Origin of the sequence: Heliomicrobium gestii, from assembly GCF_009877435.1 — a bacterium.
GTDB classification, from domain to species: Bacteria; Bacillota; Desulfitobacteriia; order Heliobacteriales; family Heliobacteriaceae; genus Heliomicrobium; species Heliomicrobium gestii.
The window spans coordinates 159,597-183,531 of record NZ_WXEX01000004.1 but is presented as its reverse complement, the minus strand read 5'-3'; the positions used below and the strand labels follow the sequence as shown (position 1 = coordinate 183,531).

At 57.8% G+C, this 23,935-nt stretch carries 20 protein-coding genes and 1 riboswitch; of the genes, 15 read left to right on the top strand and 5 right to left on the bottom strand.

Features of this window, described 5'->3' with window-relative positions; genetic code table 11:
• The first annotated feature begins 511 nt into the window (after window positions 1-511).
• On the top strand, window positions 512-2,482 hold the full coding sequence (locus tag GTO89_RS06145) for a hypothetical protein (RefSeq protein ID WP_161261183.1): 1,971 nt from the start codon (window positions 512-514) through the stop codon (window positions 2,480-2,482).
• A gap of 88 nt (window positions 2,483-2,570) precedes the next feature.
• Here the strand turns inward: GTO89_RS06145 and GTO89_RS17630 are convergent, their stop codons facing one another.
• Both GTO89_RS17630 and GTO89_RS17625 read right to left on the bottom strand, forming a co-directional pair.
• Complete coding sequence (locus GTO89_RS17630) at window positions 2,571-2,696, bottom strand: hypothetical protein (protein ID WP_268894629.1); 126 nt, start codon at window positions 2,694-2,696, stop codon at window positions 2,571-2,573.
• 27 nt (window positions 2,697-2,723) lie between these two features.
• A complete protein-coding gene (locus GTO89_RS17625) occupies window positions 2,724-2,855 on the bottom strand; it encodes a hypothetical protein (protein ID WP_268894628.1) in 132 nt (43 codons plus the stop codon).
• Window positions 2,856-3,171: 316 nt separating this feature from the next.
• Window positions 3,172-3,257, top strand: a riboswitch (ZMP/ZTP riboswitch).
• Between the two features lie 103 nt (window positions 3,258-3,360).
• Here GTO89_RS17625 and pflB point away from each other — a divergent pair.
• The 3 genes from pflB to GTO89_RS06130 are packed head-to-tail and all read left to right on the top strand — an operon-like array spanning window position 3,361 to window position 6,703.
• Window positions 3,361-5,667, top strand: a complete 2,307-nt coding sequence (pflB, locus tag GTO89_RS06140) for a formate C-acetyltransferase (protein ID WP_161261182.1) — start codon at window positions 3,361-3,363, stop codon at window positions 5,665-5,667.
• 13 nt (window positions 5,668-5,680) lie between these two features.
• Window positions 5,681-6,481 (top strand): pyruvate formate-lyase-activating protein, encoded by an 801-nt coding sequence (gene pflA / locus GTO89_RS06135; protein ID WP_161261181.1) that lies wholly within the window; start codon window positions 5,681-5,683, stop codon window positions 6,479-6,481.
• A 6-nt stretch (window positions 6,482-6,487) separates the two neighbouring features.
• The gene (locus GTO89_RS06130) at window positions 6,488-6,703 is read left to right on the top strand and encodes a hypothetical protein (RefSeq protein ID WP_161261180.1); all 216 of its coding nucleotides are present in this window, start codon (window positions 6,488-6,490) and stop codon (window positions 6,701-6,703) included.
• A 302-nt stretch (window positions 6,704-7,005) separates the two neighbouring features.
• Here the strand turns inward: GTO89_RS06130 and GTO89_RS06125 are convergent, their stop codons facing one another.
• The 3 genes from GTO89_RS06125 to GTO89_RS06115 form a co-directional block, all read right to left on the bottom strand.
• The gene (locus GTO89_RS06125; RefSeq protein ID WP_161261179.1) at window positions 7,006-7,734 is read right to left on the bottom strand and encodes an FCD domain-containing protein; all 729 of its coding nucleotides are present in this window, start codon (window positions 7,732-7,734) and stop codon (window positions 7,006-7,008) included.
• Between the two features lie 40 nt (window positions 7,735-7,774).
• Window positions 7,775-8,299 carry a signal peptidase I gene (gene lepB, locus GTO89_RS06120; RefSeq protein WP_161261178.1) on the bottom strand — a complete coding sequence of 175 codons (525 nt, stop codon included), beginning with the start codon at window positions 8,297-8,299 and terminating at the stop codon, window positions 7,775-7,777.
• A gap of 356 nt (window positions 8,300-8,655) precedes the next feature.
• Window positions 8,656-9,045: a metallopeptidase family protein gene (locus GTO89_RS06115; protein WP_161261177.1), complete on the bottom strand. Its 390-nt coding sequence runs from the start codon at window positions 9,043-9,045 to the stop codon at window positions 8,656-8,658.
• A 186-nt stretch (window positions 9,046-9,231) separates the two neighbouring features.
• Between GTO89_RS06115 and GTO89_RS06110 the strand changes: the two genes are divergently transcribed.
• The 11 genes from GTO89_RS06110 (at window position 9,232) to cheB (ending at window position 23,932) form a co-directional block, all read left to right on the top strand.
• Window positions 9,232-10,458 carry a DUF445 domain-containing protein gene (locus GTO89_RS06110; RefSeq protein WP_161261176.1) on the top strand — a complete coding sequence of 409 codons (1,227 nt, stop codon included), beginning with the start codon at window positions 9,232-9,234 and terminating at the stop codon, window positions 10,456-10,458.
• A gap of 9 nt (window positions 10,459-10,467) precedes the next feature.
• Window positions 10,468-11,796 carry a DUF445 domain-containing protein gene (locus GTO89_RS06105; protein WP_161261175.1) on the top strand — a complete coding sequence of 443 codons (1,329 nt, stop codon included), beginning with the start codon at window positions 10,468-10,470 and terminating at the stop codon, window positions 11,794-11,796.
• A gap of 105 nt (window positions 11,797-11,901) precedes the next feature.
• Window positions 11,902-13,833 (top strand): sensor histidine kinase, encoded by a 1,932-nt coding sequence (locus GTO89_RS06100; protein ID WP_161261174.1) that lies wholly within the window; start codon window positions 11,902-11,904, stop codon window positions 13,831-13,833.
• 150 nt (window positions 13,834-13,983) lie between these two features.
• On the top strand, window positions 13,984-15,585 hold the full coding sequence (locus GTO89_RS06095) for a peptide chain release factor 3 (RefSeq protein WP_161261173.1): 1,602 nt from the start codon (window positions 13,984-13,986) through the stop codon (window positions 15,583-15,585).
• Complete coding sequence (locus GTO89_RS06090; RefSeq protein ID WP_161261172.1) at window positions 15,582-16,244, top strand: TVP38/TMEM64 family protein; 663 nt, start codon at window positions 15,582-15,584, stop codon at window positions 16,242-16,244. Before GTO89_RS06095 ends, GTO89_RS06090 begins: the two co-directional genes overlap by 4 nt.
• A 181-nt stretch (window positions 16,245-16,425) precedes the next feature.
• A complete protein-coding gene (locus GTO89_RS06085) occupies window positions 16,426-16,863 on the top strand; it encodes an ATP-binding protein (RefSeq protein WP_161261171.1) in 438 nt (145 codons plus the stop codon).
• A 34-nt stretch (window positions 16,864-16,897) separates the two neighbouring features.
• Complete coding sequence (locus tag GTO89_RS06080) at window positions 16,898-17,209, top strand: STAS domain-containing protein (protein ID WP_161261170.1); 312 nt, start codon at window positions 16,898-16,900, stop codon at window positions 17,207-17,209.
• Window positions 17,210-17,223: 14 nt separating this feature from the next.
• Complete coding sequence (locus GTO89_RS06075) at window positions 17,224-20,292, top strand: hybrid sensor histidine kinase/response regulator (RefSeq protein WP_161261169.1); 3,069 nt, start codon at window positions 17,224-17,226, stop codon at window positions 20,290-20,292.
• Complete coding sequence (locus tag GTO89_RS06070) at window positions 20,289-20,717, top strand: chemotaxis protein CheW (protein WP_161261168.1); 429 nt, start codon at window positions 20,289-20,291, stop codon at window positions 20,715-20,717. The genes GTO89_RS06075 and GTO89_RS06070 overlap by 4 nt, the downstream gene beginning before the upstream one ends.
• A 36-nt stretch (window positions 20,718-20,753) precedes the next feature.
• The gene (locus GTO89_RS06065; RefSeq protein WP_161261167.1) at window positions 20,754-22,772 is read left to right on the top strand and encodes a methyl-accepting chemotaxis protein; all 2,019 of its coding nucleotides are present in this window, start codon (window positions 20,754-20,756) and stop codon (window positions 22,770-22,772) included.
• Between the two features lie 17 nt (window positions 22,773-22,789).
• Window positions 22,790-23,932, top strand: coding sequence for a chemotaxis-specific protein-glutamate methyltransferase CheB (cheB, locus tag GTO89_RS06060; protein ID WP_161261166.1), 1,143 nt, complete (start codon window positions 22,790-22,792; stop codon window positions 23,930-23,932).
• Window positions 23,933-23,935: the final 3 nt, after the last annotated feature.

Here is a 23,935-nt window from a genome sequence, read left to right as displayed (position 1 = left end):
AATTTTTGCTTCTTTGTTGAATAAATATCATCCGCTTGTCTATGTAAGTGTATGTCGGTTTCAACGATTTTTATGGAGAGGAGGGCCGTTTCGGTCGATTGTCCAGAACCCACGCAACCCTATGTCGACAAAACGATTTAGCACGTCAAAAGGGTTAGCTGTTGGGCCTTGGGTTGGAATAACGCCACGCCATCGATGGCAGTCACTCGCCAACCATCGATGCTTTCCTTCTGAGGGCCGCGTTGCTCCTCCAGATCCCATTTTGTCAGTGCCTTTCGTACGGTGTCATGAGATGGCAAGGGAACTTTTTGGGGGCTAGTTTACATCCGCCTGTGGGAATTGACGCGTTTTCGTGGAAATTCTCCAAAAGCGCTTCCGATAAGGGGTTGGCGGACTTTTGTATTCATAGATGCGTGGGTTCTGTCGATTGACGATTAAAAAAGTCATTTATACATCTCGTTTATTGCATGAAGAAAATCTTAAACACAACATAATGCAGGAGTGATTCTTTTTGCGTCTAAAACACCTATTCTTCCTTCTCTTGCTGCCACTGATGCTCTTTTTGACCGGATGCGGCGGCGATCTTTCCGTTGAGACCAAGATTAACCCCGACGAATCGGGAACACGGATCCTGAAGATCAAGGTGGCCAACGACCAGTTCAAAGATGTCAAAGGCGGCGAAGCGGCGCTTGCCGAGACATTGGCCAAAAACGCCCCTGCCGATTTTAAACTCAACCGCAATGCCGAGGCGAACGGCGTCAGCTACACGCTGACAATGGACTTCAAATCGATCAATGAACTGAGGGAAAAGAGCCAGCGTCTCACTGGGGGAAACGTGCCGATCAGCTTTGACAAAAAAGGTTCCCCTTTCGCTGTCACCTATTCCTACAACGACCCCGTACGGGTGGAAGATTACTTCTCCTGGGCGATCAACGCCGTCAAAAAAGACGGGCTGGTTGCGCCGAACAATTACGGCAACATGATCAACTCTCAGAACGCCACCGTCTCACTGCCAACGAGCGGAAAAGAAGAATGGCAGCGCTCGTCCGGCAACTGGGTCACGTCCAGATATACGCATCCGATTGACTCGGTCACGGTGGAGACGGATATTCGCGACAACAGCCGTACCTTGAAGATCGCCGTTCCCGCCGACACGGACAAGAAAATGCGCGGAGAAAAGGGCGATCCCGTAGGCGACTATTATAAAACCCTCGTCAAGGACGCTGAAACCGCCTCCAATACCAGCAATGACATGGTGGAATACCAGGTAAAGGTGAAGGCGTCCAAGTATGAAGAACTGATCAGCAAATCGGCTCCCCTGTTCAAGGATGAGCGTTCGACCATTGAAACCGTCAAGGACAGCATCTTCCATCCGGTCATCCGCTTCACCGACAACATCAACATCGGCTACAGCCTGGGCGATAACGCGAACGTCAAGAACGGCTACAGCTACCGGCTGCTCTTCGACGGAAAGGTCATCAACCCCGATGGCACGGATGTTCTCGTCGACGGCAAACCGCTCAAAGGCGAGGCGCTGGTCAAACAGGGCTCTCGCGTCTCCGTCAACTATACCATCGAGCGGACTGGCGTCATGTTCTACGGTGCCATCGTCCTTGGGCTGCTCGCGATCGTGGGATTCGGGTTCTTTGGCTACCGGATGTACAGAACCAATCCCGAGAAATTCAACTTCAACCGTCCTGCTGCGCCTCCTCAACCGGCCACCTGGGCAGCCAATGACGGCTTTGGCGGCCAAGGCGCCGGGGCAGCGCCAGCGTCGGCTCAGGGTTCCTTCGGACAGATCGCGGGCGACCTCATGAACGTCGCAGAAAGAGGTTTGGCCGGGGTCACCCAGGCCGGAAACGGGCCGGTCGACGCCAACAAAGTCGTCCTTGCCCGCAAGGTGTCGCCGGCCCTCTTCGGCTTGATCCTGATCTGCTTCCTGCTTCCCTTTGTCACCGTCTCCTGTCAGGGGCATGAAGTGGTCACCTTGACGGAGATGCAGTTCGCCACCGGTTCCACCATCGAAAGTCCCGACCTCATGACGGGAAAGAACCAGTCCGAAAAAATTGACGCCAATCCGTTCGCCACAGGAGCGTTGGTCGTCACCGTCGCCGGACTTGCCGTCTGCTTCGTCCGCCTTCGCAGCAAACATATGCTCACCGCCGGATTGGCAGTCGTGGGCCTGGCCTTAAACTTGTTCTTGAAAAACTCGATCGACAATGAGATCCTGAAAAAAGGCTCAGGCATGCTCCAACTCAGTTACGGATTCGGCTTCTATGGATCCTTACTCCTCTACCTGGCCGCGATCGGAGCCGGCGTATTCCTGCTGAGAAGCGATCGTCCCGGGCCATACCCCCCGATGCCCGGAAACTTCCCGTCAGGCGGCAGCAACGGCCCGTGGAATTCTCCCGAAGGCGGGGGAGATCACCTGCCCAACAGGCCGCCGGACACCCTGGCGGATGGCGGCAACACAAAAATGTAACCTTTTGTTGCTGCACGATCAGCTCTTGGCAGAAATTAAAAAAGCGTGGGCGGAGGTTACCGCCACACGCTTTGACCGATGCTTGGGCTTAAAAAGACCCGCCGTAGCCAAATCCAAAACCGGTGCCGAGGATGGCTATGATGATGATCAAAATAGCCAAGGCCACAATGCTGTTTCCGATATAACCCCCAGTACCGCCTCCGCATGCACACATGTTGCTTACCTCCTTTAGTTAATCGAATTAGGGATCGCCGACTGCGCCGAAACCGATAATGGCGGGATAGAATGCGCCGATGACGATGAGTGCAATCACAAGTCCGGCGACGACGCCAAAACCACCGCCAAAGAAACCTCCAGCATAACCGTTCGACATTGTACGTACCCCCTCTCTCGGGCAATGGAAGTATTTGCCTGATGATAACTTACGGAAAGCAAGGCACTCTTGTGATTGTCCCCGAAAACAATGTCCGATGATTTGAAGAGCCTTCCATCTGCTGATGATTTCCCTAAGATGACAGAGAAGCATTTGGAGGCTCGGCGCCCTCGGTCATCCAGTGGTGCTTGTTGTACTGGTGCAAGGCCACCGTCAAGGCGCATTGATGCAACCCTGGCGCGGGAAAAGGGAAAGGAAAGAAACCCCTATTGACGAAAAAAGGCTGTCACGATACAATGCAATCACCAAAACAATCAAGGGGTCGCGCGACTGGCGGAAGTGGAGTTCACCACAGGGAGCGCGACTAATAAGAAAAACATGCCGACCGCCTGGGCAATCGATGTCCGGGCGGTTTTCTGCTTTTTAAAAAAGAAAACCCCTCCTGACATCGATGGGTGCTTTGTCATCCTCAAATTCATTTTGATGTCAGGAGGGGTTTTGTTTTATGAAACCGGTATATGAGCAATGGAATGAAATCGCAACGCAGGATGAGGCCCATAGAGAGAAGCAAGCGTCCTCGGCTGGCCATCCCTGGGCGGATTTTCGGGGCCGGCGCTGGCGTGAGACGATCGATGTGCGCCAGTTCATACAGGATAACTATCAGCCCTACAACGGCGACGCCGACTTTCTGGCGGGGCCGACAGAACGGACCCAGGCGCTCTGGGCAAAGGTTTCGGAACTGATGCGGCAAGAGCGGGAGCGGGGCGGTGTTCTCGACGTCGATCCGGTGACCATCGGGGGCATCGGCGCCCACGGACCCGGTTACATCGACAAGGAACTGGAGCGCATCGTCGGCTTGCAGACCGACGCGCCGCTGAAGCGGGCGATCCTGCCCAAAGGCGGCATTCGCATGACCCGCCAGGCCTGCGAGGCCTACGGCTATACCCTGGATCCCCGCGTGGAAGAGATCTACACGCGCCACCGCAAGACCCACAACCAGGCCGTCATGGACGTCTACACGCCGGAAATGCGCCAAGTCCGGCGGCACGGCCTGATCACGGGGTTGCCTGACGCCTACGGGCGCGGACGCATCATCGGCGACTATCGTCGCGTGGCTCTTTACGGCGTCGATCGCCTGATCGAAGTGAAACGGGCCGAGTTGGACGCTGTGGGCGCAGCGGGGATGGGTGATGGGGCGGTCCGCCTCCGGGAGGAGTTGGGCGAGCAGATCGCCGCTCTCGGCGAGATGGCGGACATGGCCGCCGCCTATGGCTTTGATATCCGCCGGCCTGCCGCTAATGGCCGTGAGGCGGTCCAGTGGCTCTATTTCGCTTATCTGGCGGCCGTGCAGGAGCAAAACGGCGCCGCCATGAGCATCGGCCGTGTCTCCACCTTCTTGGATATCTACCTGGAACGCGACCTGCGGCGGGGCGTTCTGACTGAGGAAGCGGCCCAGGAACTGATGGATGACTTTGTGATCAAATTGCGCATGGTGCGCTTTCTCCGTCCGCCTGCCTACAACGAACTGTTCAGCGGCGACCCGACATGGGTGACCGAGAGCGTCGGCGGCATGGGGATCGATGGACGGACCCTGGTGACGAAAAACAGCTACCGCATCCTCTACACGCTCAGCAACCTTGGCCCGGCGCCGGAACCGAACCTGACCGTCCTCTGGTCAGAACAGTTGCCTGACAGCTTCAAGCGCTTTTGCGCCCAGATGTCGATCACCACGTCCGCCATCCAGTATGAGAACGATGATCTGATGCGCCCCTATTGGGGGGACGATTATGGCATCGCCTGCTGCGTGTCGGCCATGCGCCTGGGCAAGCAGATGCAGTTCTTCGGCGCCCGGGCCAACCTGGCCAAAGCGTTGCTCTATGCCATCAACGGCGGGCGCGACGAAAAGACGGGGGAACAGGTCGGTCCGCGCCTGGCGCCCATCGAGGGCGACATCCTTGATTTCGACGAAGTGATGAGCCGGTACGACGCCTTTCTCGGCTGGACGGCCCGCGTCTACATGGACATGCTGAATATCATCCACACCATGCATGACCGGTACGCCTACGAGCGGTCCCAGATGGCGCTCCATGACCGCGATGTGCTGCGCACGATGGCCTGCGGAATCGCTGGTCTCGCTGTTGCCGCCGATTCCCTGTCAGCGATCAAACATGCCCGCGTCCGCGTCAAGCGCAACGAAACGGGTCTGGCGATCGGTTATGAGGTGGAAGGCGACTATCCCGCCTATGGCAATGACGATGCCCGGGCCGACGCCATCGCCGTCGATATCGTCCGCCGCTTCATGAACAAACTGCGCCGCTGCAAAACCTACCGCAGCGCGGTGCCCACCTTGAGCGTGCTGACGATCACCTCGAACATCGTCTACGGCAAAAAGACGGGCGCCACGCCGGATGGTCGTCGGGCCGGCGAAGCCTTCCCGCCGGGGGCCAACCCCGTCTATGGACGGGACCGCCGCGGAGCGCTGGCGGCGTTGAATTCGGTGGCGAAACTGCCCTATGCCGACAGTCAAGACGGCATCTCCTACACCTTCTCCATCATCCCGCAAGCGCTGGGGACGACGGCAGAGGAGCGGGGGGTGAATCTGACGGCGATTATCGACGGGTATTTTCAGCAGGGCGGACATCATATCAATGTGAACGTCCTGGTCCGGGAGACGCTGCTTGACGCCATGGATCACCCGGAAAAGTACCCCCAGTTGACGGTCCGCGTCTCCGGCTACGCAGTCAACTTCATCAAGTTGACGCGGGAACAGCAGTTGGACGTGATCCGGCGCACCTTCTTCGAGCGCGTGTAGGGAGAGGAATGTCATGACCGCCGAAGGGCCGCTTTTTCATCCAACCGTTCAAAGCGATCAAGATCAGCAAGTCGATGGAGCCGCCCCGGTTTTCGGCCGGATTCATTCGGTGGAGACCTGCGGGGCCGTCGACGGCCCCGGTCTCCGGTATGTTCTCTTTTTGAGCGGATGCCCCTTGCGCTGTCTCTACTGCCACAACTGTGACACCTGGGATCCTGCGTCAGGACGCTCACAGTCGGTGGACGAAGTGATGGCCGATATCCGGCGCTATCGGAGCTACTTCCGCGCCTCCGGCGGCGGCGTCACCCTATCAGGCGGCGAACCGGCCATGCAGGCCGGCTTTGTGGCCGCCCTGTTCCGGGCCTGCCGGCAAGAAGGGATTCCCACCTGTTTGGACACCTCTGGTTATTGTGACCGGGAGGCGGCGGAGCGGTTTTTGCCTTACACCGATCTCGTCCTGCTCGATATAAAGCAGTTCGACCCGATCCGGCATCGCCAATTGACCGGGGTAGCCAATGATAAACCCCTTGCTTTTGCGCAACTGTTGGCTGAGCGGGAGATTCCGGTGTGGGTCCGTCATGTTCTTGTCCCCGGGTATACGGATCGTGACGAAGACCTCGATGATCTGTGCCGGTTTGCGGCATCGCTGGGCAATGTGCGGCGGTTGACGTTCCTGCCGTTTCATTCCTTGGGGAGCGAAAAGCGGCGGGAACTCGGGATCGACGATCCGCTGGCGGATGTGGTCCCGCCGGGGGCTGAGGAGATGGAGCGGGCGCGCCAGATGGCGAGGCGCTATGGCCTTGATGTGGACTAGCTGCGGATGAAGTCGTCACCTTTGGTCGAAGTTGCCCACGATCTGCCCTTTTTGAAGACCGAACGGGATGGTCTCGGCGAAGTGGAGACCTTCGGCGACGGTGTTGATGGCCTTCAGGGCCAAGAAGGCTTCGTCGTAGCCGTGAAGACGCCGCGCCATGAGATCGATCGAGTCCGGGTCATGATGGAGCAGTCCGGTGCGGTGGAGTTCATTCAAGATTAGTAACCATGAATAGAGGGTTTTCGAAACGAAGGGAACCGTCCTGTTTTCGGGCGGTTTTTTTTATTTCTTAATGACAACGTAGAGCGCGTCCTTCGTTTTGGCCAAAAAAAAGCGGCCGTTTTCGGCCGTGGGGGATAAAATGGCATTGATTGTCGGAACGTAAATGAATTGGGCGAATTGAAATAAACTACGGTGTGGTAGAGGCGCTCCTCATCAATGATGAGTGATAATTATATTATTCCCCTTCAGACACCGAGAATCCTCTTTTTTTCATCATGTATATTATGGAATTTTGCGACTTTTTATTCCATGTCGTGTTTTTGCCAGAGCCGCTCAATATCGGCGATCACGTTCTCCAGGTGGGTGACCATGGAGGTGCGGGCTGCTTCGGAATCGCCGTCGAGAACGGACGCAAAAATATTACGGTGATCGACCATGATGCCGCTGTAGACCTCGCGGCGGATCGCTTCCAGGGTCAGGGAGTGGCGACCGGACTGGTAGATCAGTTCCAGGGCCTTCTCCAGGACGGGATTGCGGCAGGCGCGAGCCAGGATTTGGTGGAAGGCGATGTCCTGTTCAAAAGCCAATCGACCCTCTTGACAGAGCCGCTCCTGCTCGCGAAGGATCTGTTCCATCTCAGCTACTTCCTCTGGCCGGATCGCTCGGGCGGCCAAGGCCGCGATTTCTCCTTCAATGGCCCGGCGGGCCACCATCATATCGAGGAGTGTTTTTTTTCGCTCCTGGCTCAATGCGTCGACCAGTTCCATGCTGATGGAGGACTGTTCCTGGCGCTGGTTCAAGGTCATGAGCCGCCTTTTACCCGCCTCTGTCAGCTGTCGTCCCTGAAAGCCCTTGCGGACGCTGAATCCTTGGTTGTCCAGGTTTTTCAGGACTCGCCCCACAGTGGCCTCGCTCATCTCAAGGCCTCGACGAGCCGCTTCCGCGCGGATGGAGCCCGAACCGACCGGCTCCGTACTCCCGTCGATGACGGACAGGATGATCTGCTCTTGCGCTTCTCGATGGGAGAGCATGACAAAGAACCCCTTTGTGTAATACTCCGGTCAAAGGCGCTTATATGCCGGCCTCTTTTAGCGAATGGGCTGACGAAAAGGGAAATACTATGGCGACCGCTTTTCCGAGGACGTTCCGGCTGGGAACGGCGCCGAAATAGCGGCTATCGAAGCTGTTGTCGCGGTTATCGCCCATCATAAAGTACTCGCCTGCCGGGACTTGAAAAGGACCAAAGCTTCCGGTGAAGGGCGCTTTGATATAAGGCTCTTCCAGCATCTTGCCGTCGATATAGACGTGACCTTTGCGCACCTCGACTGTCTCGCCGGGAAGGCCGATGACGCGTTTGATCAGCACTTCATCTTTTTTTAACGCCTCTGGCGCGTCGAAAATGACGATGTCGCCCCGCTCATACTGGTGGTGCATGCGGTCGATGAGCACCACGTCATGGACTTGCAAGGTGGGAACCATGGATTCGCTGGGGATGTATCGGGCCTCGCCGACCTGGGTCCGGATCACCAGGGAAAGGACGATGGCGATGGCGATAGGCGGCAGATACTCTCGCAGCCCGGAAAGGGCTGCTTTCATATTTTGTCAGCTCCTCTAAATCGATCATGGGGGAAGGCATGGACGCTTGTCCAAATAACAATCCTCCGGTTCATCTGTCTGACCCAATGATTCGAAACATGTTGATTATACCATGAACAGGCTGCGGACAGGGCGCCCCGGGGGAAGCAAGTGTTTCCAGCAGAAAGAATAGAAAAGAGAACCAGATTTTTCCTCTGGCCATATAGTACAATATCACTGACCGAGAGGGGGTAAATCGCCATGTGTCGGAGAAGACGCCGCCGCCGTGTGAGAGTCATCAATCTGCGACCCGGTCAAGTAGCTGTCGTCCGTTGCCGCCGGTGCAACGACTAACTTTCGGTCACGCCGTCGCGCCCTCAAGGCGCGGCGGTTTTTTCGTTTTCTCTCTCTGCCCGCCAGGCTTCCAATTCAGCCATCTCCTCTCGGAGCAGGTCGTCGGCGCCGGCCAGGTCTTCCAAGTGGTGGCGGAGCTCATGGAGAATCGTCTCATACAGTTCATCCTCCCAGACCTCGGCCGGTTCCTCGGCGAAACAGCCGGCGAAAGAGCCATGGTAGATGTTGATCCAATGGCCGAGAAACTCATCAAAGAAACACTCACCCAGGATAAAGAAACCTTCGTCATCCTGAATGGTGTCTGGTTGGATATGAATCCCGCCGTTTAGGCGGAGAAGGAATTTCTCCGGGATCTCGGCGATCATGCGTTCAGCCAGATCGGCAAAGCGATCGATGTCAAAGGGGATGGACATGGCAGAGACCTCCTTGGTTTTCCGTGCTTTCTCCCCATTATCTTTTTCACACGAGACGGTTGTTCCCCTTCCCGTAGGGAAAAAACCGTCGATTTCTTTTCCAGGTGACATATTTTAGCGTTCAAGGATGTGAAAAAAGCGTTTATACTTTTTAAGGGATGATTTATTTATGGATGGGATCGATGGATGAATAACCGGCATACCGCTACCCTTGTCCTGGTGGTCGCCTTGGCGGGCTTTCTCGTCAGCGCGCCTTTTCAAGAAACCTTTATCGGCGGAATCATCGCCAGCGGCTGCGGCGCCGCCCTGATCGGCGGGTTGGCTGACTGGTTTGCCGTGACGGCGCTCTTCCGGCGGCCCTTGGGCATTCCGTGGCGGACCGCCATCATTCCCCGCAACCGGGAGCGGATCTTTGAAGCCCTCGTATCGATGGTCAAAGAGGAACTGCTCTCCCGGGAGACGCTGAAGGAACAGTTGAGCCGCTACGACCTGACCGAGCCCATCTTCAACCACCTCCTCGGGGACGGACAGAAGGAAGAACCGCCCATGGGAGACATGCTGGCTGGGATGGCGACGCTCCTGAAGGAGCCGAAAGTAAAGGACATCCTGGAGGAGGCTGCCGGCGCCCTGCTCTCGGGCCTGCCCTTATCGCCGGTGCTGGCGGACAGCATCGAGTGGGCCCTCGACAGCGGACAGGCGGGACGGGTCATTGATGTGGCTGTCGGGGAGTTGGAGACGCTCGTTCGCCATCCCCTGGTCAAGGGGGAACTGGCGCGTCTTGTCCAGGAGACCCGCAGCGCCTATGAATCGGGGATGCGCCGCCGTCGCTTTTTTGATGATCTCGTCATCGGTATGGCCGGCAAAACGCCGGAAACGCAACTGGTCGACAGCGCCGTCGGGTTTCTGGAGGGTTTTCGCAAACCCACCAACCCGCAGCGGCTTCGCCTGGAGGCGCAGATCCGCCGCTGGGTCGCGGAACTGCGCACAGATGCAGACCGCCAGCGCCAGGTCGAGGCCTGGAAAGCGACGCTGCTGCAGCGCCTGGAGATGGGTCCTTTGTTGACGGAATTGTTGGACGATCAGACGGAGCGTTCCGGCGATGATCCGCCCCGGTGGTTGAAACTGCTGCGCAGCCGCTTGGAGCGTCTGTTGTCGGAATTGCGCCAGGACCGGGAACGGCGGGCGGCCCTCGATGGGATGGTCAAGGTTCACCTCTTTCGCTGGATCGACGAACAGCATGAGGAGATCGGCAAACTGGTGCAGGAAAATTTACAGTCTATCAGTGATGAACAACTGGTGGAACTCATCGAATCGAAGGCAGGCAACGACCTGCAGATGATCCGAATCAACGGGGCGGTTGTGGGCGGTTTGGCCGGTGTGTTGCTCCACCTGGCGACCCTCTGGCTGCCGTGAGGTGATGGCATGAAGTGGAAAAAGGCGGACCTTGTTTTGGCCGGCGCCGCCCTCGCCTTCGTACTGTTTACAGGGTTGCGGTGGCTCTATCCCCAGTGGCTTTGGGTGAAGATGGGCTTTTTTATCGCGGAAGCGGCCCTCGTCGGCGGCATCGCCGATTGGTTCGCTATCACGGCTCTTTTTCGCCGTCCTCTCGGCTTTCCCTGGCATACGGAACTGATCCCGCGCAACCGGGAAAAGACGATCGATGCCATCGTCAAGGTGGTGGAAGGGGAACTCCTCGGCGTTGCGGTGATTAAATCCAAGCTGGCCCATGTACGCCTGATCGACGGGATCATCGACTGGCTCGACCGCCAAGAGGGAAAACGCTATCTGACCGACTTCCTTGGACGCTTGAGCCAGGAGGCGCTGGGCCATTTGCAGCCGAAAACGATTGCCCGCTATATCGAACGTCCGGTGAAGGACCGGCTGCGGCGGATCCCCTTGCCGGCGCTGTTGACCCAGTGGGGCCAGCGGGCGCTGACAGCGGGCGAGGAAGAGCGGTGGATCGCCCTTTTAATGGAAGAGATGCATCAGGCGGCCGCGCGGCCGGAGACACGCGATCGGATCTACCGTTTCCTTCGGGGAACTGAAAAAAAGCAATCGGAGGGGTTGTTCAGCGCCTTGGTGCTGACGACAGCGCTGCTGACCAACAGTTACAATCCATCGGAAGCGGCGGACTCGCTGCACCGGAGGCTGCTGGAGAGTCTGGCTGAGATGAAGGACCCCCAGCATCCCCTGCGGCTTCGACTGAAAGAGATCCTCCTCGAAAAAACGGCCGGTCTAACGGAGCGGGAGGAGTTGGTCGAGGCGATTGAATCATGGAAAGAGCGGATCATCGACGAATTGCCCCTCGAAGGATGGTTGCGCGCCTTATGGCCCAGCGGGACAGAGGGGCTGGTGGGCCTTTCGGCCCTTTCGGAAGCGCCGGTTCCATTGGGCGGCGCCGGTTCGGCAGAGATACGGCTGCCAGCTCCCTTGCAGGGAACGGTCGACTCCTTTGTCCAACGCGTCGTCCATGATGCGGCGTTGCGGGAGCAACTGGAGGAACGGCTGAAAGAAGCCCTCTTCCGGATCATCGAAAAGGAGCACCGGCTGATCGGAAACATTGTCCGCAATGTCCTCAACGCCTTCACCAATGATGATCTAAACCGGTTTATAGAAGACAAGGCGGGCAACGATCTGCAGTGGATCCGCATCAATGGCTCCCTCGTCGGCGGCATCGTGGGTCTTATCCTCTTCCTGTTTCTGCAGTTCCTGTATCATCCGCTGCTGGTTCCGTTGTTGCGGGGACAGTAGCAAAATAAATGAGTTTATGGGAGGATACTGTATTGCGTGGATAGAAATAGAAATGAAAATTAATGTTATCCTTTATTGTGTTTCTGTAAGACAGGGGGCAGCCGCTTGGAACGAATCGCGATAGATACCGAAGAGACGATGCCGGACAGAGGGAGCGAACGATACATCCTTCTGATCGTCGGCTTCGTCTTTTTGTTGATTGTCGCTGCGATCATGGTTCCCCCAATGGATAAAACGCGGTTGAAAGCCGACTTGATGGTGCCGCTCCATCTCGCGATGGAAGGCGCCGGCGTTGTCGTTTCCATGTTTATCTTTTCTACCATCTGGCATACGCGCGAAAAGGCGACCACTTGGCTCGTTTACGTTGGGATTTCCTTTTGGATTATCGGCATGGTCGATGCCCTTCACCTGTTGTCCAAACCAATGTTAGCGGTTTCGTCTTTGTACAGCGCCCATGTATCCGCAGTTTTTGGATGCCTGAGCCGGTTGATCCTGGCCGGCGCCATGCTGGGCGGCCTGTTCATCTCGCCGTTGAATCGGCTTTCGTTGCGGGAAAGCCTGCTGTGGTTAGTCGCTGCCGCCACAATGCTGAGCGTTGTCGCCCTTTCCCTTTTCACCAACATTGCCCATTATCCGGAACAGGTGAACGAAGAGCGCCTGCGCGGGTTCACTGATGCCACGATGGTCACGGCTGTGATCGGCGATCTTGTCACCGCCTGGTTTTATTGGCGTCGCGGCGATGAAGAGCGAAGGAATCAGTGGAAACGGATCGCCGCCGGTCTCATCTTGAGCGCCCTGTCTGCCGCGGTGATTTTTCTGGAGGATGTCGTTCCCGGCGGCTTTTTCTTCAGCAGCCATTTTCTGAAGGTCATCAGTTACGCTTTTTTTTATCAGGCCATCTTTATCCGTCAGGTGAAAACCCCCTTTGAGGAGTTGGCTCGCCGGCGGTCTGAGCATCGCGCGCGGATGGTGGCCATGATGAACGCCAGCAAGGATGGCATCGCTTTTTACACGCGCAAACATGGCGATTGGATTTGCAACGCCTCCTTCGGCGAGATGTTCGGCAGCGACGAGGAAGTGCTCACCTTTGACAACACGGACTTGTTCTATCGCGCGATTCAGGCCAAACTGGACGAACCGGAGAAGGTGGCGGCGCTTCTGCAAAATGAACTGCAGCGAGAAGAAGCGGAGCGGTTGGGACCATGGCGCATTCATGTGCTCTCCGAGCCCTGCCGCACCGTCGACCTCTATCTGAACCCGGTCGAAGTGGAGCGGAACATCTTCGGCTGGTTGCTGCTCTTTTGTGATGTGACCAAGGAAATCGAGTTCCATCGCCTGCGGAGCGAGTATTTTTCGGCGGCCACCCATGAGATCCGCACGCCCCTGGCCAGCATCGACGGCTATATCGAGCTGGCGTTGGAACCGGGTGTTCCTGTCGATGAACGGCGCCATTACCTCAAGCAGGCCAAGTCCAATCTCAGCCGCCTTCACCAGTTGGTCAGCAACATCCTCGATCTGGAGAAACTGCAGGCGAGCCCGCCAGGGCACCGCTTTCAGCCGCTTGATGTGGAGACGCTGATCCACGCCATCGCCGATAACTACGCCATTCTCGCCGCCAGAAAGGGGCTGCAGTTTCAGTGCGAGATTGCGCCCGCCTTGCCCCCGCTCTGTGGCGACGAGATCCGGCTGGGCCAGGCGCTCAGCAACCTCCTCTCCAATGCGATCAAGTACACCCCGGACGGGTGCTGCGGGATTCACGCCAGCCGGCAGGGAGAGCAGGTCCGGATCGAGGTGCGCGATACAGGCATCGGCTTATCGGAGCGGGAGATGAACCAACTCTTTGAGCGATTCTACCGGGCCGAGAACGAAGTCACCCGGAAGACGACGGGAACGGGCCTGGGGCTGTCCATCGTCAAGACCATCGTCGAGTCCCACGGCGGGGAAATTACCGTGGCGAGCCAGTGGGGGCGGGGCACAACCTTTGTCATTTTGCTGCCGTCTATGCAGCGAAATCAGGTAGAACCGGCGGCGCTTTGAGCGAACGCTGGTTTTTTTATTGGCAGAAAAGCGGGCTTTTCCTTTGCGCGGCGAGCAAGTATACTATTATAATGTGATATTATGCGTTTTAGGGAGAACCCTTCAGTTTTACGCGAATGGAAGCAATGACATTTTGGAGGAATGGATAACATGTCCACGACGGCGACGGAACTGCAAACAGAAGTCCAGCGGCGCCGGACCTTTGCCATCATTTCTCACCCCGATGCGGGGAAGACAACCTTGACGGAAAAGCTGCTCCTCTACGGCGGCGCCATCCGCCTGGCCGGCACGGTCAAGGCCCGCAAAGCGGCCAAACATGCCGTTTCCGACTGGATGGAGATCGAAAAGCAGCGGGGCATCTCGGTCACATCGAGCGTCCTGCAGTTTGATTATGACGGCTATCGCGTCAATATCCTGGACACTCCCGGTCACCAGGATTTCAGTGAAGACACCTACCGCACCCTGATGGCGACCGATAGCGCCGTCATGGTCATCGACGTGGCCAAAGGTGTCGAGGATCAGACGAAAAAGCTGTTCCATGTCTGCCGGCAGCGGGGGATCCCCATCTTCACCTTTGTCAATAAGCTGGATCGCCATGGAAAGAGTCCCTTCGAACTGATGGAAGAGATCGAGAACGTCCTTGGCATCCGCGCCTATCCCATGAACTGGCCTGTCGGTGTCGATGGCGATTACAAAGGCGTCTACAACCGCCGTCTCGCCCAGATCGAACTCTTTGACAACGGCGGCGCCCATGGGCAGTGGGTCATGCCCTCCACCATCGGCAGCGCGGAAGACCCCGCTTTCACCGAACTGCTGGGCGCTGACGCCCACAACCAACTGATCGAGGATATCGAACTGCTCGACATGGCCGGCGACCAGTTTGACATCGAAAAGGTGCTCCAGGGCGAACTGACACCCATGTTCTTCGGCAGCGCCCTGACCAACTTCGGCGTCCGCCCCTTCCTCGAAGAGTTTTTGCAACTGGCGCCGCCGCCCTTGGCCCGGCGCTCTGTCGACGGACTGGTGGCCCCTGACGATGAGGGCTTTACGGCCTTTGTCTTCAAGATCCAGGCCAATATGAACCCGACCCACCGGGACCGCATCGCCTTTATCCGCATCTGCTCGGGCAAGTTCGCCCGCGGCATGAGCGTCAAGCACGTGCCCTCCGGCAAGAGCGTGAAATTGGCCCAGCCGCAGCAGTTCATGGCCCAGGAGCGGGTGATCATCGACGAGGCCTACCCCGGTGATGTGATCGGCCTGTTCGACCCCGGCGTCTTCGGCATCGGCGACACCCTCTGTATGGAAGGCAAGAACTTTCAATTTGAAGACTTTCCCGTCTTCCCGCCCGAGCACTTTGCCCGGGTGCAACCCAAGGACACGATGAAGCGCAAGCAGTTTGTCAAGGGGATGACCCAGTTGACCCAGGAGGGGGCGGTGCAGGTTTTCCGCCAGCCTGAGATCGGCGTGGAATCCTTCATCGTCGGCGCCGTCGGCGTATTGCAGATGGAGGTGCTCGAATACCGGCTCAAGCAGGAGTACGGCGTCGACATCCTCATGCAGCACCTGGCCTTCAGCGTCGCCCGCTGGCTCGACGGGTACGATCCCGCCAAACCGGTCAAGGGCCTGGACAGCGGCATGTTGATCCGTGACGGCAAGGAGCGACCGGTGGCCCTCTTCCGCAACGAGTGGTCTGTTCGCTGGGCCGTCGAGCAAAATCCGCAGATCCGCTTTCTGACGGTGCCGGAGCGATGAACCTGCGAGCCTTCGGGCCCAAAGTCGCCGCCCTTCTGGCGCTGATCGCCGGGGGCGCCCTGCTTTTTGGCACCGATATGGGACGCCGGGTCATCAACATGGTGACGCTGACCGACATAGACGAATTGACGACCCTTCTTCGTTCCTACGGGTGGGCCGCTTGGATCGCCGGCTTTTTAATCATGACCCTGCAGACCTTGATCGGTCTGATCCCGGCCGTGTTTTTGTTGGGCGCGCTGGTCATCATCTTCGGTTGGGGACCGGGCCTGTTTATCGGCTGGGCCGGTGAGATCGCCGGATCGGCGGTGGCCTTTGTCCTGTTCCGCTATTTCGGTCGCGGTCCTGTGGCCCGCTGGCTGGGGAAAAAAAAAGGATTTTCCAAATGGGACGAGTGGACGGCCAAGCACGGCTTCGGCAGCATTTTTCTCATCCGCCTGGCGCCCTTCGTGCCTTCCGCCGCGATCAACCTGGCGGCGGCTGTCAGTTCTGTCGGATTTGTCCCTTTTATCTTGGGAACAGCGCTCGGCAAGATTCCCACGATCTTCTTGGAAAGCGTCGTCGGTCACGATATGTGGAATCCGGCGCAAAATGCCAGTCGCCTGGTTCTGGCGGTCGCAGCCCTGGGCGTGCTGGCCTATGCATTGAAACGATACCGGTGAAAGGAGGGGGCCTGTTGCCCGCCTCCTTCTTTTTTTCTCCTACAAAGTTTACACTTTGTCCTCTTTCGCCCTTTGAGGTCATTGTACGTGACTTTTGCACTGACTATAATGGAAATAGGACAACAGACTGTGAGATTACGGCTTCAGCCGCAAGCCCACGGTCCAAGGGGGCGTACCCGGATTGAATTATTCCTTCACAACCGAATCGACCTTTGAAGCGGTCGATCGCTCGATCAAAGCGGTGATGACAGACATCCGGGAAAAGGGGCCGAACTTCAACGGGAAACAGCTTTTTGCCGTTGACTTCGCCCTTCGGGAACTGCTCAACAACGCTGTTGAACATGGAAACCAGATGGACCCTGCCAAGCAGGTGACCTGCCGGCTTGCCATTTCCGAACAGCAGGTTTGCCTGGATGTGTGGGATGAGGGAGCAGGTTTCTGTCTGGAGAACGCCGTTGATGATGAGGTGCTGCAAGACCTGATGCGGGAAAGGAACCGCGGTCTCGAGATCATCGGACTGATGGGCTTTTCCATTACGGTCACCGGAAACCATGTGGAGGCGCATTTGGCCTGGAACGATCTGGATCGGCCTCAGCAGGGCGCTGTGCATTCCGAATAAAGTCGTAGATACGAGAAGGGGAGGATGGGGTTCGATGCGGTTTGAAAACGACGCTGACCGGTTGATCCTCTTGCTGGACGCCGATCTCACCGCCAACCGGGCAAAGGAGATCGTCGATGAAGCAAAGCGTCGCGTGGCTGAGCATGAAGAGTATAACCAACTTGTTATGGATTTGACCCGGGTCCAGTATATCGATTCTACCGGCATTTCTTTTATCATCGGTCTGTATAAATCAACGTGCAGCACCGGGAAAACATTCAAACTTACCGGTCTGAATCAAGATCTCCTGGGGTTGTTCCGGCTCATGAAACTGGACAAGATTTTTGACATGTCCGCAGCCGGATAAGGAGAGAACGGCCAGTGCAGAATCTTGAATTTATCAAAGAGTTTGTCGAGGAGGCCGCATCCCATCTGGAGACAGTGGAAAACGGTCTCCTTTTACTCGGCGAGGGCCGGGAGGAACGGGACACCATTCATGGTATCTTCCGGGCCGTTCACAGCATCAAGGGGACAGCCGGGTTTTTTGCGTTGTGCAACATCGTCGAACTCACCCATATCATGGAAAACCTGCTCGGCGACGCCCGCAACGGCAAACTGACCATTGGCGGCCATACGGTTGATGTGCTGTTGGCGGCCAACGACTGTCTGAAGTGCATGGTCGCTGATGTGGAAAATAGCGAGTCGGCGGACATTACGCTCCATGTGAGAGCGCTGGAGGCCCTGCAAAAAGCGGGGGATCACCCGCCCGCTGAGCCGTCGCCGCCCATCGTCGTCACCGATGCCAGCCAGAATGAGGTGCTGCTGGAAGAGGTAGAGAAGACGGTCATCACAGACGCCTTGAAACACGGCCATCGCCTGTACAAGATCCGGCTCAATCTGGTGGAAAACGTCAGCGCCAGTGTCTCGCCGGTCGTTTTTTTTCGCAAGATCTCGTCCATCGGGCAGATCATCGACTCCTATACGGACATCAGCGATGTCGGCGGCCTTGACGATTTTCTCGAAGCCGGGCTCAACTGTGTTTTCTTGTTCACGACGGTGTTGGAGAAAAAACTGATCGCCCTCGCTCTCGATATCCCGGAAGAGCACATCGAGGAACTGGATGTGAACTTGAAGCCGGAGGAACTGGCCCAGATCCTTCGGGAAAGCGTACCGGCGGCAGGAACGAAGGCTGCCCGTCCGTCTGATCGACCACACACGGCAGACCTGATCGCAAACAACGGCAGTGGGGACTCCTTGGCGACAGATCAGAAAATGCCCGTGAAAGCCCCAGTCCTTGCACAGACCGGCAACGACACGCCGCCGCCGCAGGCGATGGCCTGTGTCGTCGACGAAGCGGCCGACGCTGTTAAAAAAGCGGCGGTTATCGCCGACGATACGGTGCGCGTCCATGTCTCCCTGCTCAACGACCTGCTCAACCTGGCCAGTGAGATGGTTCTGGGCCGCAATCAACTGCTGCGCTGCCTTGAGGGCCACCGCAAACAGATCGCCGGCCTCAGCGGCATCCTGCAGAACATTGATAACATCACCACAGAACTGCAGGAAAAGATCATGCAGACCCGTATGCAGCCAATTGCAAAAATATTTAATAAATTCCCGCGCATCATCCGCGAACTCTCCAAAAAGCTCGGCAAGGACATGGAACTGCACATGGAAGGGACAGAGGTGGAACTCGACAAGTCCATCATCGAAGCCCTCGCCGATCCCCTGACCCATCTGGTGCGCAATGCGGCCGATCATGGCATTGAGTCGCCGGAAAAACGGGAAGCCCTCGGCAAGCCGAAGCTAGGGAGGATCCTGCTGAAAGCCTACCACGAAGGCGGCCGCGTCAATATCGACATCGCTGACGACGGCGGCGGCATCCGGGCGGAGAAGATTCGGGCCAAGGCGGTGGAAAAGGGGTTGATCAAAGCCCGCGAGGCGGAAGGCCTGGCGGAAGGGGAGACGCTCAAGCTGCTCTTTTTGCCCGGTTTCTCCACGGCCGAACAGATCACCGATGTGTCGGGCCGCGGCGTCGGCATGGATGTGGTCAAGACCAACATCGAACGTCTCGGCGGCAGCATCGATATCTTCACCCAACCGGAGCGGGGAACCACTTTCCGGTTGACCTTGCCCCTCACCTTGGCCATCATTCCCTCGCTGATTGTCGAAGTGGCCGGTCAGAAGTTCGCCCTTCCCCAGACGAACCTGCAGGAAATGGTGCGGATCAAACCGGGCGATGCCAATCGAAAGATCGAGCGCTTCCATGACGCCCAGGTGCTTCGCTTGCGCGGGCGCCTGCTGCCTGTCATCCACCTCGGGCAGGTCTTGGGCTTGCGCCCCGGCGCCATCGACACGAGCGCCGTCGTCCGCGTCCTGGTGCTGAAGATCGGCGCCAAACGGTACGGGCTCGCTGTGGACCGGATCCATGACGGTGAGGAGATCCTGGTCAAGCCGTTGCCGCGCCATCTGGGCGATTGCGCCTGCTATTCCGGTGTGACCATCCTGGGCGATGGCAAGACAGCCATGATCCTTGACCCCGATGGCATCGCCGCCAAGGCGAACCTGCGTTTTACCGAAGAGCCGCCGCCGCGGGATGATGAGGAACTGGCCGCCGCTGAAATGGCGGAGGTGCAGAACCTGTTGCTCTTCCAGTGCGCCGGTCCGGAAACCTTTAGCATCGATCTCGCCATGATCGCCCGCATTGAGCCGATCCAGGCGCGCCAGATCGAGCGGATCGGCGACAAAGAGTTCATCCAGTTCCGGGGAGATTCCCTGCGGGTCATTCAGCCGCAACAGTACCTCCCGGTTCAAGATGGGGGGCAGCGGCCGGAAAAGCTCTATGTGCTCATCCCCAAACTGGTTCGCTACCCCATGGGCATCCTGATTCATCGCATCCACGACATCGTACAGACACGGATCCGTTTCAACCAAGAGAACATCCGGGCCAAAGGGATCATCGGCTCGACCATCCTGCAAAACCGGATCGTCCTGGTCGTCAATATCTTCGAGCTCTTCGAGATGGCGGCGCCGGAACACTACGCTGTCGCCGAGGGACGGCAAGGAAGCGGACAACAGCGGACCGTCCTGCTGGCCGAGGATACGCCATTTTTCAGCCGGATGGAAAAGAATTACTTAGAATGGGCCGGCTTTCGCGTCCTTTCTGCGAGCAACGGCAAAGAAGCGCTCAGGATCCTCGACGACGAGTCCGTTGATGTGGTCATCTCGGACATCCAGATGCCGGTGATGGATGGCTTTGAGCTGGTGCGGCGCATCCGAGCCGATAAGCGGCTGGCCCATCTCCCGGTGATCGCCCTGACATCGATGACCGATGAAGGGAGTCGCCGCCAGGGGAAGGAAGCCGGATTCGATGATTACGAATCCAAACTCGATAAAGAGAGGATGCTCGACACGCTGGAGAAGGTCCTCACGCGAAAAAGGGAGGCCTTATGAGCGGAAAAGTGCTCACCTTTTACCTGAACGGGTCGCTCTTTGGGTTGGATATCCACACCGTCAAGGAGATCCAGCGCAACGTGGAGTGCACCCCGATTCCCGATTCACCGGCCCATATCGTCGGGCTCTTTAACATGCGCGGCCAGGTCGTCACACTGCTCCATTTGGCCCGTCTGTTGAGGATCGGCGCCGAAGAGGAGCAGGAACGCTTTGTATGCGTCGTCTTAAAACCGCAGCCCGATCTGCCCGACCTGATTGGTTTCCCCATTGACCGCCCCGGCTCGGTCGTCGATATCGATCCGAACGAGGCGGAACAACCGCCGGCGAACATGGACGGTGATTTAACCGGCTTCGTCAAGAAAGTGGTCAAGTTGCCCAACGAATTGTTGATGGTGTTGGATCCGGATGTGATCTATCAGCTATAGAGATTCATCGCAACCAAGAGGGAAGATGAAAGGGGCGTGAACAACTTCATGCAATGGTTTCAAAACCTGCGAATCGGGACGAAACTGGTGGGCAGTTTTATCGTCATCGCCTGTATCGCCGGCATGATCGGCATCCAGGGCTATCTAAAGGTGCATGATCTGAGTCAGGCCGATATGGACTTGTATCTGATGAATACAGAACCCCTGCATGACATCGCCGACACGGCGATTTTATTCCAGCGCACCCGTGTGGAGATGCGAAACTACATCATCCTCAAGGATCCCCTAGAAAAGCGGCGCAGCGAAGACAAACTCAAAGATCTGAACAGACAGTTGAGCGCCAGTTTAGCAGAGTTTGAAAAGACAGCCAAAGAGGAAGCGGTCAAAGGAGAAACGCAAAAACTCCATCAGGCCCTCGACCGTTGGCAGCCCATGTATGAGCGGATCATGCAACTGTCTGCGTCCGGTCATGACGACCAGGCGATTGCCCTGATCTACGGGGAAGGCGCCCTACTCGTCAAAGATGTGGACGACACTGTCAACAAGATCATGGATCTGAAGGTGGAACAGGGCAAGAAGAAGGCCGACGTCAACCAAGTCGATGGGGAGCAAGCGACCAGGTTGATGCTGGCCCTGGCCGCCCTCGGCATAGTGCTGGCAGTAGCGCTGGGGCTCTATGTGTCTCGTCTGATCACCCGGCCGATCCAACAACTCCAGGGTTTGATGGCGAAGGCCGAGCAAGGCGATTTGACCGTTCGTGGTGAGACCTTGTCGAAGGATGAGATGGGACAACTGACGGGCTCCTTCAATGAACTGCTTGGTCGCTTTCAAGCCATGATCGGCGATATCTATCAGAACTCCCTGGCCTTGAGCAAGTCTTCTGAGGGCCTGCTGAACACAGCCACCACCATGGCCGCCACCAGTCAAGAGATGAGCGCCAAGACCAGCATCGCCAGCGCCGCCGCCACCCAGATCTCAACAAGCATCGACGGGACGGCCAACGCTGCCAGCGACGTCAGCCGCAACATCAATGTCATCGCGTCTGCCGTAGAGGAGATGTCAGGCACTGTCCGCAATCTGGCGGCCGCCTCCGAAGAGATCTCGGCCAGTGTCGAACAGGTGAGCGAAGTGGTCGATCAGATTTCGAACGGGATCAACAATGTGTCCCATTCGGCCACGGACGTCTCCGGCGCCGTCAACAGCGTCGCCACCGCCGTAAAGGAGATCAACATCTCCCTCCATGAAGTCAGCCGCAGCTGTGAGCGGTCGAAGGACATCACCGGCGACGCCGGTGAGAAGGCGCGTGAGACCAATGTGATCATCAGCAAGTTGAACAACTCGTCGAAACAGATCGGCAAAATCATCAATGTGATCAACGATATCGCCGAACAGACGAACATGCTGGCCCTGAACGCCGCCATCGAGGCCGCCGGCGCCGGCGAGGCAGGCCGCGGATTCGCTGTCGTCGCCAACGAGGTCAAGGAACTGGCCAAACAGACAGCCGAGGCCACCGATGAGATCAGCCAGCAGATCGAAGCCATGCAGGACAATATGTCCGGCGCCGTCAAAGCCGTCGAGGCGATCACCCAGGTCGTCCGGGAGATCATGGACATCACCAACACGATCGCCTCTGCCGTGACGGAACAGTCATCGATCACCGGCGAGATCTCCAAGTCCATCGTGGCGGCGGCGGAGCGGGTCAACGCCATTACCCGTGAGATCGGCGATTTGGCGCTCAACGCCCAACATGCCGCCCGCAGCGGCAACGAGGCGTCAAAAGGCGTCCAAGAGATCGCCCGTTCCGCCCAGGAACTGGCCGGCGCATCGAACGAGGTGGCCCACAACACGGAAACCGCTTCGGAAAAAGTCAGCGAAGTGGCTCGTTCCGCCATCGAGGTGTCAAAAGGCGCCAACGAGATCACCCAGAGCATTCAAGAGATCAGCATGGCCGCCGGGGAGACCGCCACAGGCGCTGAATCGACAAGCGGTTCCGCCCAAGAGCTGTCGGAAATGTCCCAGGCCATGGAAGCCCTTGTCAAGCAGTTTAAGATTTGAACATAAAGGAGCGCCCTTTGGAAAAGCTGAAGGTTCTCATCGCTGAAGACACCCTGGTGTACCGCAAGATGCTCGCCCTTGCAGTCGAGAGCACCGGCTTGGCCACTGTCGAATGCACAGCCTCCAACGGTCTGCTTGCCCTGGAACGGTTGAAACAGCACTGGATTGATGTGGTGCTCCTGGACGAATCGATGCCGGAATTGGACGGCCCGGCCACGTTGGCGCGGATCCGCAGGGAGTACCCCCAACTGCCCGTCATCATGATCGGCGGTGACGGTTCCGATTTGGCGACGACGCAGGATTCCGGCGCCGGCGTGCTCGATGTCGTCGCGAAACCGCCTGAGACAGATGCCGAGAAGAGCACGGAGCGGCTCAAGTCTCAACTGCAGGCCCTGTTCACCCAGATTCACATGGGGAAACTGGTGATGAGTTCACGGGCGCCGGCGCCGCCGGTTTCAACGAGGCCGCAAGCGCCGCCGCAACCCCCTGCCCAGCTTTGGGCGCAACGAAAAGCCCCCCTTCCTCCGGAAGAGGAAACAGGGATCGCCCAGCCGTCGAAACGGAAGCGGTTGACCGGCGTCGATCTGGTGGTCATCGCCTCCTCCACGGGCGGCCCGGTGGCATTGGAGCAAGTTCTTTTCCCGTTGCCGCCTTCCTTCGCCAAGCCGATCCTGGTGGTCCAGCACATGCCGGCCGATTTTACTCGCATCCTGGCCCACACGCTGAGCCGGAAATGCGCCATCCCGGTGGCAGAAGCACGGGAGGGGGAGGCGATCGCGCCGGGCCGGATCCTGATCGCGCCCGGCGGGTGCCATATGGCTGTCGCCTCCCAGGGGAAGGAAAAAGTGATCCGATTGGATAAGGGACCGCCCGTTCACGGCGTCCGTCCTGCCGCCGATGTTCTCTTCGCCTCCTTGGCCCGCGAATGGGCGCGGCAACGTGTCTTGGCGATTGTGCTGACGGGGATGGGAAGCGACGGCATGGGCGGCGTGGCGGAACTGAAAAAGCACTGTGACTGCTACTGTCTTGTCCAGAGCGAAAAAACCTGTGTTGTCTACGGCATGCCGCGCAGCGTTGCGGAAGCGGGACTGGCCGATGAAGTGGTTGACCTGCCCGATATCTCCGCCCGCGTCGTTCGCATCGTTTCGGGGGGAGTCTAGCCC